Origin of the sequence: Limnohabitans lacus (assembly GCF_030053395.1) — a bacterium.
Taxonomy (GTDB): Bacteria; Pseudomonadota; Gammaproteobacteria; order Burkholderiales; family Burkholderiaceae_C; genus Limnohabitans_A; species Limnohabitans_A lacus.
Window position 1 is genome coordinate 1 of sequence record NZ_JASGBH010000002.1, and the last position, 14,799, is coordinate 14,799.

General features: G+C 54.8%; 15 protein-coding genes and 2 pseudogenes. 4 read left to right on the top strand and 13 right to left on the bottom strand.

The window, feature by feature from the left end:
* A partial coding sequence (locus QLQ16_RS02575) for an IS3 family transposase (RefSeq protein ID WP_283223129.1) occupies window positions 1-667 on the top strand: 667 nt, incomplete at its 5' end.
* A gap of 92 nt (window positions 668-759) precedes the next feature.
* Here the strand turns inward: QLQ16_RS02575 and QLQ16_RS02580 are convergent.
* From QLQ16_RS02580 to glmS, 4 genes and pseudogenes are all read right to left on the bottom strand, one after another.
* Window positions 760-915 (bottom strand): annotated as a pseudogene (locus tag QLQ16_RS02580) (MFS transporter); the annotation flags it as partial.
* A gap of 90 nt (window positions 916-1,005) precedes the next feature.
* A complete protein-coding gene (locus tag QLQ16_RS02585) occupies window positions 1,006-1,707 on the bottom strand; it encodes a Crp/Fnr family transcriptional regulator (protein ID WP_283223130.1) in 702 nt (233 codons plus the stop codon).
* A 13-nt stretch (window positions 1,708-1,720) separates the two neighbouring features.
* Window positions 1,721-2,167 (bottom strand): SET domain-containing protein, encoded by a 447-nt coding sequence (locus QLQ16_RS02590; protein WP_283223131.1) that lies wholly within the window; start codon window positions 2,165-2,167, stop codon window positions 1,721-1,723.
* Complete coding sequence (glmS, locus tag QLQ16_RS02595) at window positions 2,164-4,053, bottom strand: glutamine--fructose-6-phosphate transaminase (isomerizing) (RefSeq protein WP_283223132.1); 1,890 nt, start codon at window positions 4,051-4,053, stop codon at window positions 2,164-2,166. Before glmS ends, QLQ16_RS02590 begins: the two co-directional genes overlap by 4 nt.
* A 133-nt stretch (window positions 4,054-4,186) precedes the next feature.
* Between glmS and QLQ16_RS02600 the strand changes: the two genes are divergently transcribed.
* The 3 genes and pseudogenes from QLQ16_RS02600 (at window position 4,187) to QLQ16_RS02610 (ending at window position 6,256) form a co-directional block, all read left to right on the top strand.
* Window positions 4,187-4,681: an Lrp/AsnC family transcriptional regulator gene (locus QLQ16_RS02600; protein ID WP_283223133.1), complete on the top strand. Its 495-nt coding sequence runs from the start codon at window positions 4,187-4,189 to the stop codon at window positions 4,679-4,681.
* Window positions 4,682-4,728: 47 nt separating this feature from the next.
* Window positions 4,729-4,875, top strand: a pseudogene (locus QLQ16_RS15800) (NAD-dependent epimerase/dehydratase family protein); the annotation flags it as partial.
* Between the two features lie 130 nt (window positions 4,876-5,005).
* Entirely contained in the window at window positions 5,006-6,256 is a 1,251-nt protein-coding gene (locus QLQ16_RS02610; protein ID WP_283223135.1) for an O-antigen ligase family protein, read from the top strand.
* A 33-nt stretch (window positions 6,257-6,289) separates the two neighbouring features.
* Here the strand turns inward: QLQ16_RS02610 and QLQ16_RS02615 are convergent, their stop codons facing one another.
* The 9 genes from QLQ16_RS02615 to QLQ16_RS02655 are packed head-to-tail and all read right to left on the bottom strand — an operon-like array spanning window position 6,290 to window position 14,799.
* Window positions 6,290-8,230: a polysaccharide biosynthesis protein gene (locus tag QLQ16_RS02615; RefSeq protein ID WP_283223136.1), complete on the bottom strand. Its 1,941-nt coding sequence runs from the start codon at window positions 8,228-8,230 to the stop codon at window positions 6,290-6,292.
* Window positions 8,224-9,432 carry a DegT/DnrJ/EryC1/StrS family aminotransferase gene (locus QLQ16_RS02620; RefSeq protein ID WP_283223137.1) on the bottom strand — a complete coding sequence of 403 codons (1,209 nt, stop codon included), beginning with the start codon at window positions 9,430-9,432 and terminating at the stop codon, window positions 8,224-8,226. Before QLQ16_RS02620 ends, QLQ16_RS02615 begins: the two co-directional genes overlap by 7 nt.
* Before the next feature lie 23 nt (window positions 9,433-9,455).
* A complete protein-coding gene (locus QLQ16_RS02625) occupies window positions 9,456-10,490 on the bottom strand; it encodes a Rieske 2Fe-2S domain-containing protein (RefSeq protein ID WP_283223138.1) in 1,035 nt (344 codons plus the stop codon).
* Complete coding sequence (locus QLQ16_RS02630; RefSeq protein WP_283223139.1) at window positions 10,465-11,097, bottom strand: NeuD/PglB/VioB family sugar acetyltransferase; 633 nt, start codon at window positions 11,095-11,097, stop codon at window positions 10,465-10,467. The genes QLQ16_RS02625 and QLQ16_RS02630 overlap by 26 nt, the downstream gene beginning before the upstream one ends.
* Window positions 11,097-11,855, bottom strand: coding sequence for an SDR family NAD(P)-dependent oxidoreductase (locus tag QLQ16_RS02635; protein ID WP_431310376.1), 759 nt, complete (start codon window positions 11,853-11,855; stop codon window positions 11,097-11,099). The genes QLQ16_RS02630 and QLQ16_RS02635 overlap by 1 nt, the downstream gene beginning before the upstream one ends.
* Window positions 11,856-11,857: 2 nt before the next feature.
* Window positions 11,858-12,919 (bottom strand): ketoacyl-ACP synthase III, encoded by a 1,062-nt coding sequence (locus QLQ16_RS02640; RefSeq protein ID WP_348534166.1) that lies wholly within the window; start codon window positions 12,917-12,919, stop codon window positions 11,858-11,860.
* Between the two features lie 2 nt (window positions 12,920-12,921).
* The gene (locus QLQ16_RS02645; RefSeq protein WP_283223142.1) at window positions 12,922-13,152 is read right to left on the bottom strand and encodes an acyl carrier protein; all 231 of its coding nucleotides are present in this window, start codon (window positions 13,150-13,152) and stop codon (window positions 12,922-12,924) included.
* 13 nt (window positions 13,153-13,165) lie between these two features.
* Window positions 13,166-14,188 (bottom strand): ketoacyl-ACP synthase III, encoded by a 1,023-nt coding sequence (locus QLQ16_RS02650; RefSeq protein ID WP_283223143.1) that lies wholly within the window; start codon window positions 14,186-14,188, stop codon window positions 13,166-13,168.
* Window positions 14,185-14,799 (bottom strand): sugar transferase, encoded by a 615-nt coding sequence (locus tag QLQ16_RS02655; RefSeq protein ID WP_283223488.1) that lies wholly within the window; start codon window positions 14,797-14,799, stop codon window positions 14,185-14,187. Before QLQ16_RS02655 ends, QLQ16_RS02650 begins: the two co-directional genes overlap by 4 nt.

A 14,799-nucleotide genomic window follows, 5' to 3' on the forward strand; every position in this document is an offset into this window, starting at 1 on the left:
CCACGATCTGCTGCGCCCGGAGTTTCCGGGCGTCAACCACAAGCGGATCTACCGCTTGTACAAAGATGCCAACTTGGCTGTGAGAAGGCGCAAGAAGGCCAAGCGCCCACCGTGTGAGCGGGTGCCCTTGCAACTGGCGCAAAAGGTCAACGATGTTTGGAGCATGGATTTCGTCTCGGACAGCTTGTCCAATGGCCGGCGCATCAAGTGCCTGACTGTGGCCGATGACTTCAGCCACGAGTGCGTGGACATTGCCGTGGACTACGGGATCTCGGGGCAATACGTGACACGCTTGCTCGACCAAGCGGCCACCTTCAGAGGCTACCCACTGGCCGTGAGAACAGACAACGGCCCAGAGTTCACAAGCCGGGCCTTCATGGCTTGGGCCACAGCACATGGCGTGCGGCACATCTTGACCCAACCGGGCAGGCCGATGCAAAACGGCTACATCGAGAGTTTCAACGGCAAGTTCCGAGATGAATGCTTGAACGAGCAGTGGTTTTTGAGCTTGCCCCAAGCCAGGCAGTGCATTGCCGATTGGCGCCTGGACTACAACGAAGTCAGGCCCCACAGCAGCCTGGGCCGGATTCCCCCGGCTCAGTTCGCGCAGCAGCAAAGGATTCAAACCAATGCCGCTGCAAATCTCAACCCTCAAGTTTTGGATTAACCTTGAACCCTTGGACTACTTCCAATTGATTGGTACGGCCAGAGGGGGCAGGTCAGGCCACCGCACCGCCCAAGAGCATGGAAAACATGTCGAGCAAGTTGGCGCCCTCGGTGAAAACGGTCCACCACATGGCCCGCAGGCAAGGTGACCAGCAGGGCCGGAATGAACTGAAACAAACCCACCAGGCCCAAGTCCCAGGCGCTCGAGGTCAGCTCGTACATGTGCCAGGCCACAGCCACCATCAGCATTTGGTTGGCCGTCAGACCACTCAAGCGCGCCAGCAAGAAACGGACATAGGGCCGCTGGGCCTAGAGCTCAGACACAGGGCTCATCGGCCCTCAAACCTGCAACAAGCGTTCGTTGAGGATTTCGTAACGCCGGCCTTGCTTGTCGCAAGGCTTCAAGGCGCCTTCGCGCACCAAGCCGCTGATCTCGCGGCTGACGGTCTCCAGCTTCAGGTCCAGCATGGCACCCATGTCGTCGCGCGCAAAAAAGGAGGTGAACTGCGGCTGATCGGGGTCGCGCATTTTGAGGGCCAGGCTGGCCACCCTTTGGCGTGCGGTGCCAAAGTTCAAATCGGCCAGCCAATCGTCGGCGTCTTTCAGGGCGTGTTGCCACTTTTGCATCAAGCGCAAGTGCAGTCGCGAGGAAGTGTTCGACAAATGGTGCAGCACCGACAAGGGGATGCGGCACACGCTCACATCGACCAGGGCCACGGCTTCGCTGTCGTATTTGGACGTGGCCAGTGCCTCCAGGCCCAACACATCGCCAGGACGCAGCACGCGCACAATGCGCTCGCGCCCATCGGCGGTTGAGCGCACCAGCTTGACCATGCCCTTGCGCAAAGTGAACAGGCCAATGGCTTGTTGCCCTTCGTGGTAGATCACCGCATCGGCGGTGAACGCCAGATCATCGATGGGCGTGTGGATCTCGGAAAAGTCCTGTTCGTTCAGATCGGCAAACAAGACCATGTCGCGGATGCCGCAATCGCGGCAATCCGAGGTGCCTTTCCAGGCCGAGTCAATGTGGATGGGGATCATGCTTGTGAAGGGTTCAACGCGCCAACATCGTGCCACGGCACCGCTTGGCACCACAGCGGCAAGCATACCGCGCCTTGAGCGCCTCCGTCACCGGCTCGTCGCTCACCAGACCGTAATCAAAAGTCAACTCTTCGCCACGAAACACCGGCCTGCGCGTTTGGATGAACACACGGCCCTTGACGTCAGTGGGCTCGCAGTTGGGCTTGCAGGAATGGTTGATCCATTTGGACGCATTGCCATCGCGCACCGCATCGATCACCCGGCCATCGTCCAACTGAAAATAAAAGGTGTGGTTTGGATCGCTCGGGTCGTGCGGATGCCGCGCAACAGCCTCGGCCATGCTGATGATCTCGCCCACGTACTCGATCACCGTCTCGCCAGCAGCCATGTGACGCAGGGCAAAGACGCCTTGACCGTGAACGGGTGAAGACTGAACCTCGATGTGAGGCTCGCAGGTCATTCAACGGTCACACTTTTCGCCAAATTGCGCGGCTTGTCCACATCGGTACCCCGCGCACACGCCGTGTGGTAGCTCAGCAGCTGCAAGGGCACCACGTGCAAGATGGGCGAGAGCACGCCGTAGTGCTCGGGCATGCGGATGACGTTCACGCCTTCGCTGCTCTCGATCTTGGTGTCGCCATCGGCCAGCACATAGAGCACGCCGCCACGGGCACGCACCTCTTGCATATTGCTTTTGAGTTTTTCAAGCAATTGGTCGTTGGGTGCCACCGTCACCACCGGCATGGAACTGGTGACCAGGGCCAAGGGGCCGTGTTTGAGTTCGCCTGCGGCATAGGCTTCAGCGTGGATGTAGGTGATCTCTTTGAGCTTGAGCGCGCCTTCCAGCGCAATGGGGTAGTGCGTGCCCCGGCCCAAGAACAGCGCGTTTTCTTTGCTGGCAAATTCTTGTGCCCAAGCCATGACCTGCGGCTCCAGCGCCAGCACCGCTTGCAGCGCGGCGGGCAGGTGGCGCATGGCCTTGATGTGCGCCGCCTCTTCGGCGTCGCTGAGGCGCCCTTTGGTCTGCGCCAGCGCCAGCGTCAACAAAAACAAACCAGCCAGCTGCGTGGTGAAGGCCTTGGTGGAGGCCACGCCGATCTCGGCCCCGGCACGGGTCACGTAGGCGTGTTTGCACTCGCGCACCATGGCGCTGGTAGACACGTTGCAAATCGTCAGCGTGTGCGTCATGCCCAGGCTTTGCGCGTGGCGCAGTGCGGCCAGGGTGTCGGCGGTCTCGCCGCTTTGGGTGATGGTGACGATCAGCGTGCCCGGGTTGGGCACCGATTCGCGGTAGCGGTATTCGCTGGCGATCTCGACCTGGCAGGGCACTTTGGCGATCGCCTCGATCCAGTACTTGGCCACGCAGCCACTGTAGTAGCTGGTGCCGCAGGCCAGGATCAGCACGTTATCAATGGCTTTGAATGTGGAATAGGCGCCGTCGCCAAACAGTTCGGGCGTGATGCCTTCCACGCCTTCGAGCGTGTCGGCAATCGCACGCGGCTGCTCGAAGATTTCTTTTTGCATGTAGTGGCGGTAGGGGCCCAACTCAGCAGCACCGCTGTGGGCGTGCACGGTTTTCACCACGCGGGACACGGCCTTGTGGTCGCGGTCCACCACCCAGTATTTGCCCAGCTGGATGTCCACCACGTCGCCCTCTTCCAGATACACGATCTGGTCGGTCACGCCGGCCAGCGCCATCGCGTCGCTGGCCAGGAATGTTTCGCCCTGGCCCACACCCAAGATGAGCGGTGAGCCCGCACGTGCACCGATCACGCGTTGCGGTTCGTCTTTGTGGAACACGGCAATCGCATAGGCACCATGCAATTGGCGGATGGCGGTTTTGACGGCCTCGAACAAGTCACCGTCGTACACGCTGTCCACCAGGTGGGCGATGACTTCGGTGTCGGTCTGGCTCAAAAACACATAGCCCTTGGCTTGCAAGGCGGCGCGCAATTCTTCATGGTTTTCGATGATGCCGTTGTGCACCAAAGCCACGCGCCCTGGCCTGTCCGGGGCGCTTCCCAAAGTCTTTCCGGGCTTGGCGTCGGCCGGTCCGTGGCTGAAGTGCGGGTGCGCGTTGTGCACCGCGGGCGCGCCGTGAGTGGCCCAGCGGGTGTGGGCGATGCCGGTGCCGCCTTCGATATGGTCGGCGCTCACCTGGTCCATCAGCTCGGCCACACGCGAGGTGCTGCGGGCGCGTTGCAAGCCGCCTGTGCCACCGCTCAGGCTGGCGGCATGCACCGCCACGCCGCAGGAGTCATAGCCGCGGTATTCCAGGCGTTGCAGGCCTTGCACCAGGATGGGAACGATGTTGCGGGAAGAAACGGCGCCGACGATGCCACACATGGGATGCTCCAATCAGAAAGTGTTTGGATATTAGAACCATCAGCGAGAAATTTCAGACTAATTTTTAACGGTAAATTGACTTTAATTTCATACCAATCTACCATTGAAATAATATTTAATTTATTTGACTTTCATGGAACAAAACGCACTGGATGCCATCGACCTTCAGCTCCTGGACAGCCTGCAGCGGGACGCCAGCCTGAGCAATGTGGCCTTGGCCGAGCGGATCAACGTCTCGCCCCCCACTTGCCTGCGCCGCGTCAAGCGCTTGGTCGAAGGCGGCTGGATCGAGCGGCAAATTGCGGTGCTCAACAGCGACCAACTCGGTGCCACCTTGGGCCACGGTCTGACCGCGTTGGTAGAAGTGTCACTGGACCGACAAGGCAGCGAACATTTGGACGCCTTTGAAGCCCGCGCCGTGGCGCACGACGCAGTGCAGCAATGCTGGCGCGTCTCGCCCGGCCCCGACTTCATGCTGGTGCTGCAAGCCGCCGACATGCCGCACTACCTGAGCATCAGCCAGACCTTGTTCACCCAAGACGCCAACGTGCGCAACGTCAAAGCCTTCTTTGCCACCAAACGCGCCAAGTTCACCACCACTTGGCCGCTGCAGCGTCCATCGAACTGACAACAATGGGGTTCTGACCCCGATTAACTGCTGCTTAAAATCGACCCATGACATCCAAGATCCTCATCACCGGTGGCGCAGGCTACATTGGCTCGCACACCGCGGTCGAACTCATGAACGCAGGCCACCACGTGGTCATCGTGGACAACCTGTGCAACAGCAGCCGGTTTGAGGCCCGCCGCTCCGATGACGTGGCCACCTGCTACTCCGACACCCGCCTGGCCCAAGAAGCCCTGGGGTGGAAGGCCGAGCTCGGCGTGGACCGCATGTGCCAAGACGCCTGGCGCTGGCAATCGCAAAACCCGAATGGGTATTGAGCGGTCCATGACGACGCCCAAAATCATCTGGATCCCCCTTGCAATTTGTTTTGCTTTGGCAAGCGTCAGCACCAAATGGGCTGGCGGAGCTTGGGCGTGGTTATTGCTTGCGGGTCTTGGCTCACTTTGGATGACGCGAACCGCACACTCGCAGCCCACAACTTTGGCACAAGACCTGGCCCAAACTTGGCTGATCTTTACCGCCATTGCACTGGCACTTAAAACCGTTCCGATGCTCTATTGGCAGGACCCCTGGGCAGAGCGGCATGCTGAATTTCGCCTGTTTCTGGGCGCGCTGAGCATTTATGGGCTCACGCGTCTGTCCGTCTTGAGCCCAAAAGCAATTCAATACCTGACAGTCGCAGGCATGGTTTTCTGCTCTGCAGGTCTAATGCTTCTCTGGCGGCATGGGCAATTTGGAATACCCACCAACCCGATCCCTTGGGCAGCGGTTATGGCATTGGTCAGCTGTTGGTTGCTGGGTGTATTTTTCACACCCTATGCCAGTTGGTCACGCTGGCTTGCCCTGGCTGGCAGCATCGTCGGCTTATTGGCTGTGATGATCAGCGCCAAACGTGGTGCTTATGGCCTGCTCTTCGTCTTACCTTGCATGGCTTGGTTGATTTGGCGGCAGAAAAGCCAGATGCAAGTCAGACTGACAAAAACTGGAAAATCCTGGGCCATTCTTTTGGGGTTTGTCGCACTTGGCGTGGCCAGTTTGTGGAGCCTCAGAAATACTGTTGTCGTTCAACACCCTGCCAGCGCGATCACCATCGCTATCCATGAGTTGAAAAACTCACAGGCATCCCTTCCTGACAACTACAACACCTCGGTAGGGGCTCGTTTGTATTTGTGGAATCAAAGCGCCCAAGCTGCAACGGAATCTCCATGGATTGGTTACGGCCATGACCAACGCAAAGCCTTGCTTCAAAAATGGGCCCACGACACCCATTTGGCAGACCCATTGATTTTTGGTCATGTGCACAACGACTATTTGCACACCCTGCTCGACCATGGTCTGTGGGGCCTGGCCAGCTTTTTGAGCTATGCCCTTGGCATGATGGTCGTGATGGTCAAACTGGCACGTCATCAATCTTGGCCTGGCGCTGCGACCTTAGGCGGTATTCTCGTCATTCACCTGACCACGGCCATCAGCAATGTCAACTTTGCACACAACTACTACCCAGCCATGTTGTCCTTGATCATCTGCATCGCATTGTGGTCATCTGCAGGGCCACAAACAACAAAGGCGCCCTAGGCGCCCTTGCTTGAAACCAAGAAAGCCGACAGTTCAGGCCGTCTTTTCGTTCTCCAGCCACACCCAATCCACTACCTCCCCATCGGGCTGGTAGCCAGGCACCAAGTCCTTGAGCTGAGCGCGGATCGTTGGCACATCGTTGACGTCCAAGGCCTTGCTCATCACAGCCAACTTGGCCTGCAACTCAGCCCACGACAAGTATTCTTCGTGAGCCTTCATGATGCGCTTGTGGCTGGTGGGCAATGGGTTGTCGCCAATCAAAAGCTCTTCATACAACTTCTCGCCGGGGCGAAGGCCTGTTACGGCAATCTCGATATCGCCTTGCGGATTTGCCTCATCGCGCACACACAAACCCGACAAGTCCACCATGCGGCGTGCCAAATCCATGATCTTGACCGGCTCGCCCATGTCCAACACAAAGACATCCCCCCCACTGGCCATGGCCCCGGCCTGAATCACTAGCTGGGCCGCTTCGGGAATCGTCATGAAATACCGCGTGATCCGCTCATCGGTCAGCGTGATCGGGCCACCGTCCTTGATCTGTTTGCGAAACAAGGGGACGACTGAACCCGACGAACCCAAGACATTGCCAAAACGCACCATGCTGAAACGGGTTTTAGCGCCTTGCGCTGACATGGCTTCGGCCTGAGCTTGCAACACCATCTCGGCCAGTCTCTTGCTGGCCCCCATCACGTTGGTGGGGCGCACCGCCTTGTCAGTGCTCACCAGCACAAAATCAGACACGCTATGCCTTGCGGCCTGCAGGGCCGAGACCATGGTGCCATGCACATTGTTTTTGATGCCCTCTGCCGGGTTGTGTTCCACCAAAGGCACATGCTTGTAAGCCGCAGCGTGGTAAACCGTGTTGGGCTTCCAGGTGCCCAAAATCTCAGACATCCGATCGGCATCACGCACATTGGCCAGCAATGGGATCAACGCAATGGATTCGCTATTTGCTTCGGTCAGCGTCTGTTGAAGTTCATGGTGGATGGCATACAAGGCGAATTCGGTCAACTCCACCAAAAGCAAGGTCGCAGGCCCAGCCTTGACGATCTGACGGCACAGCTCAGAACCAATCGAGCCCCCTGCCCCCGTGACCATGACCACCTTGTTGGCGATGTTCTTGCCCATCATCAAAGGGTTGGGCGGCACCGGATCACGGCCCAGCAAATCCTCTACTTCCAGCTCGCGCAAGTCAGACACATGCACACGGCCTTGGGCCAAATCCATCACACCAGGCAAGGTGCGTACTTGCACATGGGCTGCGCGGACCAGCTCCAGAATCTCGTTGCGCCGCGCACGGTTGACCGATGGAATGGCCAGAAACACTTGGTTGATGCGTAACTTCTCGACCAAATCCACCAAGTCCGCTGGGTTGTGGATTTTCAGGCCGTTGAGCACTTGACCGTGCAAGCGATCGTCATCGTCCAACAGACCAACCACCACCAATTCAGGACTGGTCTTCAGGGCTGCAGCCAATTGACGGCCTGCGGAGCCTGCACCGTAAATCAATACGCGAGGCAAGTTCTGTCGGCTCAAAATACCTTTGTAGATACCGCCTAGCCAGACCCTGGCAGCCACACGCGAGAGGGTGATGGCAATCAGCAAGAGCAAGGGTTGAAGCAAACCGACTGTGCGCGGAATGCCGGGCACAGAGATCACGGTCATGACCATCGCATACAAAACACTGTAAGCACCGATGGCCTTGAGCACCGTGATCAGAGCAGGCAACCCTGCGTATCTGAAAATCGCCCTGTAAAGCCCAAACCCGATGAAGATCGTCACCGCCAAAGCAAAGCTCACCAAACTGGCAACTGCATGTGCCGACGACCAGGGCGTCCATGCATCAAATCGCAAATCAAAAGCCGCCCAAACCGTCAGCACACACAGCGCTCCGTCCACCGCCACAGCAACAATGCGTTTGACAGGCCTTGGTAAGGCGATCAAAAAATTGGCGATTTTGCGAATCAACATGCTTGCTGCATCACTTGTTGAATAACTTCACAAGTCTTGGTGATTTCTTCTTGCGTCAAGGTGGGGTGAACCAAAAACATGATAGACGTCTCCCCCAGTGTTTTGGCCACGGACAATCTTGGCTCTGGTCGCCAACCGGTACCGTCAAACGCTTTTTCCAGATAAACCTCTGAGCAAGACCCCTGAAAACAAGGCACTCCCTCGGCATTGATGGCCTCGACAATCCGATCCCGCGTCCAGCCTTGAGCCAAAAGGTCAGGTCGAACATACACGTAGCACTTGTAATGCGCGTGTTCGCACGCGGCCGAAATACCAGCACAGTCACCTGGACACGATGCGCACTGAACCCGAGGTACCCTCAAGACCGGGAAGGCACCACATGCTTTCCAAATTGCGTGAGCGTTCTGTTGGCGCGCAGTCGCCCAAGCTTTCATGCGGCCCAACTGAATACGACCAATCACCGCCTGCATCTCGAGCATGCGCCAATTGGTGCCAAAGCTCTCGTGCAACCACCTGAAGCCCGGTGGGTGTTGGCGCTCGTACACTGCCTCGTAACTCTTGCCATGGTCTTTGAATGACCACATGCTGCGCCACAAAGCCTCGTCATTGGTGGTGACCATGCCACCCTCGCCGCCCGTGGACATGATCTTGTCCTGGCAAAAACTCCAGGCCCCCACATGGCCGATGCTGCCCACGGGACGACCTTTGTAGCGGGCACCGTGAGCCTGGGCGCAATCCTCAATCACCTTCAGGCCATGCGCAGCCGCCAGCGCCATGATCGGGTCCATGTCGCAAGGCCAGCCAGCCAAATGCACACACACCACTGCCTTGGTGCGGGGTGACAAAACCGCGGCTATCGTGCAAGCAGAAATATTGCCCGAATCTGCCTCCACATCGGCAAACACAGGGATCGCACCCGCATTGACCACACACGAAATCGATGCAATGAAAGTGCGCGGCGTGACCACCACCTCGTCACCGGGGCCAATGTTCAGTGCCTTCAGCGCCACATCCAAAGCCAAAGTGCCATTGGCCAGAGCCACGGCATGCGACACGCCACTCCATGCGGCAAACTCTTTTTCAAACTCGCGTGTTTCGTTACCTGTCCAATAGTTGACCTTGTTGGACAAAACAACCTGATGAATTGCATCAGCTTCTTCAGTTGTGAAACTAGGCCAAGGTGAAAATTTTGTATTAAGCACAACTATCCCAATCAGAAATTATTTCAACCAGCTCGACACAAGTCTCTAAAGTGAGCAATCTTTACTTCCTGCTCGGAGATGAACTCAAGTGGTTCTGAGCTCCACGAATCAGTGGGCATGATCTTGCAAATGGAATGGTCTTCTTCGAACACCATGCGATTGACTTTGGCACTTGATTCAAAGAAAGGCTGAACAATTTTCTGCGCATGCTCATCTTTCACATTGCACGTGAGCAAGCGGCTCATGAAATTTGTTCGATCGTTTCGGGTCTTATGCGGAAAGAAATTCTGCACAGAATAGGAGTAGCCGAAGGTGGACGAAATCATTGTGAAGGGGAACATGAAAATGCTCATGTAACCTTCATATGCATAGTCGATGTTGAAGAACGAGCCAAGTCTTCCAAGTTGTTTCTTGATCCTGACATCACCTACAGGCGCTTGCCAAACAGAGTTCGCGCCATGGAAAGTATTCACACCATCTTCTAGTTTCAAAGTGGCAAGTGTTCCGGGGTGCACCATACCAATGTGATAAGGCTCGAGCGCATTCTCAAGTGCCAAAGGCCATGCACACTCGTACTCGTATGCACTCACATCCACTCTGCCGCTGATATTGAATGAAATATTCTCGATGTACTGCGCAACCCCATCCAGCTGCGCGTAGAGGTCTTTCTCAGGCGCAACCCCCAAGAACAAAAAGTCACCACACCAATCAAGCCTGTACCGCCTCAAATCTGCTTTGGCGATATCACAGCCCTTGAACTGCTCAACAGATGGAATGATCAACTTGCCTGATTTGAATGTCCAGCCGTGGTATTTGCAGGTATTGGCCTGATTTCCAAAATCCGTCAGATAAATCAAAGTACCACGGTGTGCACAACGGTTGTCAAAGGCAACGTAATCGCCGCCGTCATTGAAAATCACCACATCACCGATCGGCGTCTTGAACCGCAAAAAATCACCATCGTTGGGCAGCTCGTTGCGATGGCACACCATATGCCAATACTTCTGAAACAGCTTAGTTCCAAGGTCCATATCAAAGCCTCTTAGCAGGCGGCGCATAAACCACTGCATCGGCGGGTACAGAACGCATCACAACGGCACCAGCACCAATGCGCGCACCGGCACCAATTTTGACTTTAGGCAAAACACGCGCACCGCTGCCAAAAAATACACATTCATCGACTTGAACCCAGCCCGTCAAGTCCACATGTGCGCTCAAAGTTGCAAAGCTACCCAACTTAACGTCGTGCCCCACACTGGCGCTGCCATTGATCGCGCACAAATCACCAACCGTTGCATCCGCAGAAATAAATGCCTGCGGACACACAACAACGCCTTCACCCAATCTAGCGGTCCTTGCAACGACAGCAGAGGGATGAATCAAAGTGGAAAAATGACACCCCTTTGATTTCATGTCCGCAAAGAGTGTTTTTTTAACTTTGGGATTGCCCACCGCCATCAGCAAGCGATCCCCTGGTTGCGGAACATACGATTGGATAGAACCCAGATATGCCACGGGGTATTGAAAGCCTTTCAAGGCATCAGGGTTGTCATCCAGAAATCCTGTTACTGGAATGCTTTTCCCCAGATCCACCAGATCATCAGTCCAGTTGATCAACTCCCTAGCAAAATCACCGCCGCCAACCAGTATCAATCTCTCGGTCATCATCGCACCATGTATCCGCCATCAACGACCATCGTCGTACCCGTCACCCAGCTGCTGGCTGGACTCAAAAGGTACAGCGCTGCTTGGGCAACATCTTGGGGTTCACCAAAGCCAAGCAAATGAGACTGCTCATAGGCCGTGGTTGCATCGTCACCGCTGCCTTTGGTCAATCGATCATGCATAGCCGTGTGGACAGCACCTGCCGCAATTGAATTCACGCGGATTTTCTTAGCCGACAGTTCACAGGCCAATGAACGCACCATGCCATCAATTGCGGCCTTGGCTGCGCTGTAGGCCGACATCCCAACTTGTCCAGTTGATCCGGCAACAGATGACATGAACACCAGCGAACCGCCATCGACCATGGCATTTTTCGAACTCAAAGCCCGCGCAATACCAAAGGCTGCAAAAAGGCTGCTGCCAAGCACATCATTCAACTGAGCCTGTTTGATCATTCGAGCCGGTCGAATCAACTCAATACCCGCGCAGTGAAATACACCATCCAAAGGCCCAGATGTGTCCAACACGCTCTTGAGCCAATCGTTTGTTTGGTCTGATGTTTCAAGCGGTGCAGCAAAAGCCAAATGCCCAGCCCCCGACAATTGCGCCAGCGTCTCATTCAAGCGACTTTCATCGCGCCCATTGATCAGAACCCGTGCGCCACATTCGGACAAGAGTACCGCTGTCGCCTTGCCAATACCTGAAGACGCACCCGTCACAAGGTATGTTCGGCCCTGCAAGGCATCTGATTTGAAAATATTCAGCATTTGATTGTCTCCACGCATTTCAATGGCCCCACAAAAAGCGATGCGCCAGCCCATGAGTACCCAACACCAAAGCCAAACAAGCCCAGTTGCATCGAACCATTGCGGAGTTGGTCCTGCAAGCAAGTGGTCATCAACAAGGGGATAGAAGCGCAACTGGTGTTGCCATATTGGTCGATGTTGATTGGTGCTTTCTCTGCTGGCAACTTGGCTTTTTTAGTCAGATGCTTCAGCATGAACATATTGGCCTGATGAAACAAAAATCCATCATGTCTATCAGCTGCAACACCAGACAGTTCAATGGTTTCATTGACCAATGCTGGAACGGCCTTGAGCGTGAAATTAAAAATTTCACCACCATCCATGTACAGACAATCCGATGCTTTATCCAGCAAGCGAGGATCACCTGACTGCGAGTGATTCTTGAACGCCCCCTTGGGCACAATCAAATTACAAGCGCCCCGCCCATCTGTACCTAGCACAAAACTTGCACTCTGCCCAGATGCTTGCTCAATGGCTGTCACAGTCCCTGCGTCGCCAAACAACAAAGCTGTTGAGCGGTCCGTTGGATCAACGATCTTGCTGATCGTGTCCCCCACAGCCAACAACACACGGCGTGCCGCACCGGTTTGCACCATGGTCATGCCCAGCCACAAGGCATATGGGTAACCAGAACACCCCAGGTTGACATCAAACGCGATACAAGCTGATGACAAGCCGAGATCCGCTTGCAAAGCACAAGCTGTGGCAGGGAGTCTGTAATCAGGTGTTTGCGATACAAAAATCAACGCATCCACAGACTCAGGCAACCAGTTCAGCTGAGTCAACAGACGCTGACCGGCTTTCAAGCACAAGTCTCTTGTCGATGTCTTATCGTCGGTCCAATATCGGTTTTCAACCCCGATCATTTTGACAACGTCCTTGACCGCAGACTCACCAAATTGGGCTTCAAAATGAGCATTGCTAACCTGCCGTTCAGGCAAGCACGACACGACACCAGCAATACCAGCCCCCGTCACCTTGATGTGTCGTCCAACGGAAGTGGATTGCGCTGTCATCATCAGGCTTTCTTGGCTTGCGCGATCAACTTTTCAATGTCGGCAATGGTCTGACAATCCCCCAGGGCCTTGCCTTCAAGCATCACGTTAAAGCAATCGTCCGCCAACGCGATGGTTGACACAATGGCCAAAGAATCCCATGCCGCCTCACCAGAGTGCAGCTCAAACTCAGACGAAATTTTGCTGACGTCCACTTCAAAAATTTCGGCCATGCCTTCGAAAAATTCGCTCATCATCTTCTCCAGTTTAAAAATTCAACAAACACGCAGCCCACGAATAGCCCACACCGAACCCGATCAACATGAGTTGATGGCCCTGCCTCAATCGTCCTTGTTGACGCAACTTGAACAATGCAATGGGTATGGTTGAAGACACTGTATTCCCACAGTCTTCGACCATGATGGGCAACTTTTCTTGAGGCACCTTCAACTTCTTACGTAGAGCTTCGAGCATGAACTTATTGGCCTGGTGCAGCACAAAGAAATCCATATCTTCTTTGACCTTACTTGCTTTCATAAGCAAAGCATCTGCAGCCTTAGGGACTTCCTTCAAAGAAAAGGCCATCACTTCAGCGCCGTTCATGTACAAGTTATCACGCGCACGAACATTACCCGATTCGTCCCTCATTTCTATTGAGGTATCTGACGAACTGGGCAAACGAAACATTCCTGCCTCTACAATGAGATTCGCGGCACCGCTTCCATCTGTACCAAATACAAAAGGCCCAATCGCCTCATCTGCATCATCTGTGGCTACTATAGCCGTGGCAGCTGCGGCATCACCAAAAAGCGTACGCACACTCTTATCCATTGGATGGATATTTTTTGAATAGGTATCAGCCGTCAAAAGTAACACACAGCGCGCTGCCCCCGTCTCGATCAGTCCCTTTGCCAAGGACAAACCATAAACAAAGCCTGAACAACCTAAATTGATGTCCAACGCGCCTGCTTGCCGAGGCACTCCTAGGCGGTTTTGCAATACACATGCTGTTGTAGGTAGAACATAGTCTGGCGCCTGTGTGCAGAGGATGATGAAGTCAACATCCTGCGCTGCGATTTTTCCTTGACCAAAAAGGTTTACTGCAGCCTCATAGGCCAGATCTCCTGCTGTTTGTCCTTCTTTTGCTACCCTTCTTTCGCTGATACCGGTTTTCTCATAAATTTTTTCTGCTGGCCATTCCGGGTAAAGCGAAGCCAATTCATCGTTTCCCAAAACTTGGTCAGGAAAATAGACTGCAATATCCTTGAGTCGAGCAGAGGTATTTATCATTGTTTGTCCTCTCGATTTAGGTGTCCGGATCCCATAAATGCAGGCATCGTCGCCTCGCCCTCCGCGCTGATGCCATCGCGTATCAATACCTTGCGCACCGTTAACCACAAAATACGGATATCCAACCACATGCTTAGGTTGTCGACATACCAAACGTCCAACGCAAATTTATCGGTCCAGCTGATTGCGTTGCGTCCATTGACTTGGGCCCAACCCGTGATGCCAGGGCGTACCTCGTGCCGACGGGCTTGCTCTGGCGAGTAAAGCGGCAAATATTCCATCAGCAAAGGACGTGGCCCCACCAGACTCATCTCTCCGCGAAGAACATTCCAAATCTCTGGTAATTCATCTAGGCTACTTGATCGCAAAAATTGACCAAAAGGCAGCAAACGGTCAGCATCGGGAAGCAATTTACCATCAGGGCCACACTCATCAGTCATAGTTCTGAACTTGATCATCATGAAGGGCTTGCCTTTGAGGCCTGGCCGTACTTGCTTAAATAGAACTGGAGATCCTATTTTTTTTCTGATTAAGACAAATAGGATAATCATTGGGATTACCAACATCACAATCAATGCAATTGAGCCAATTAAATCAATTAAACGCTTCAT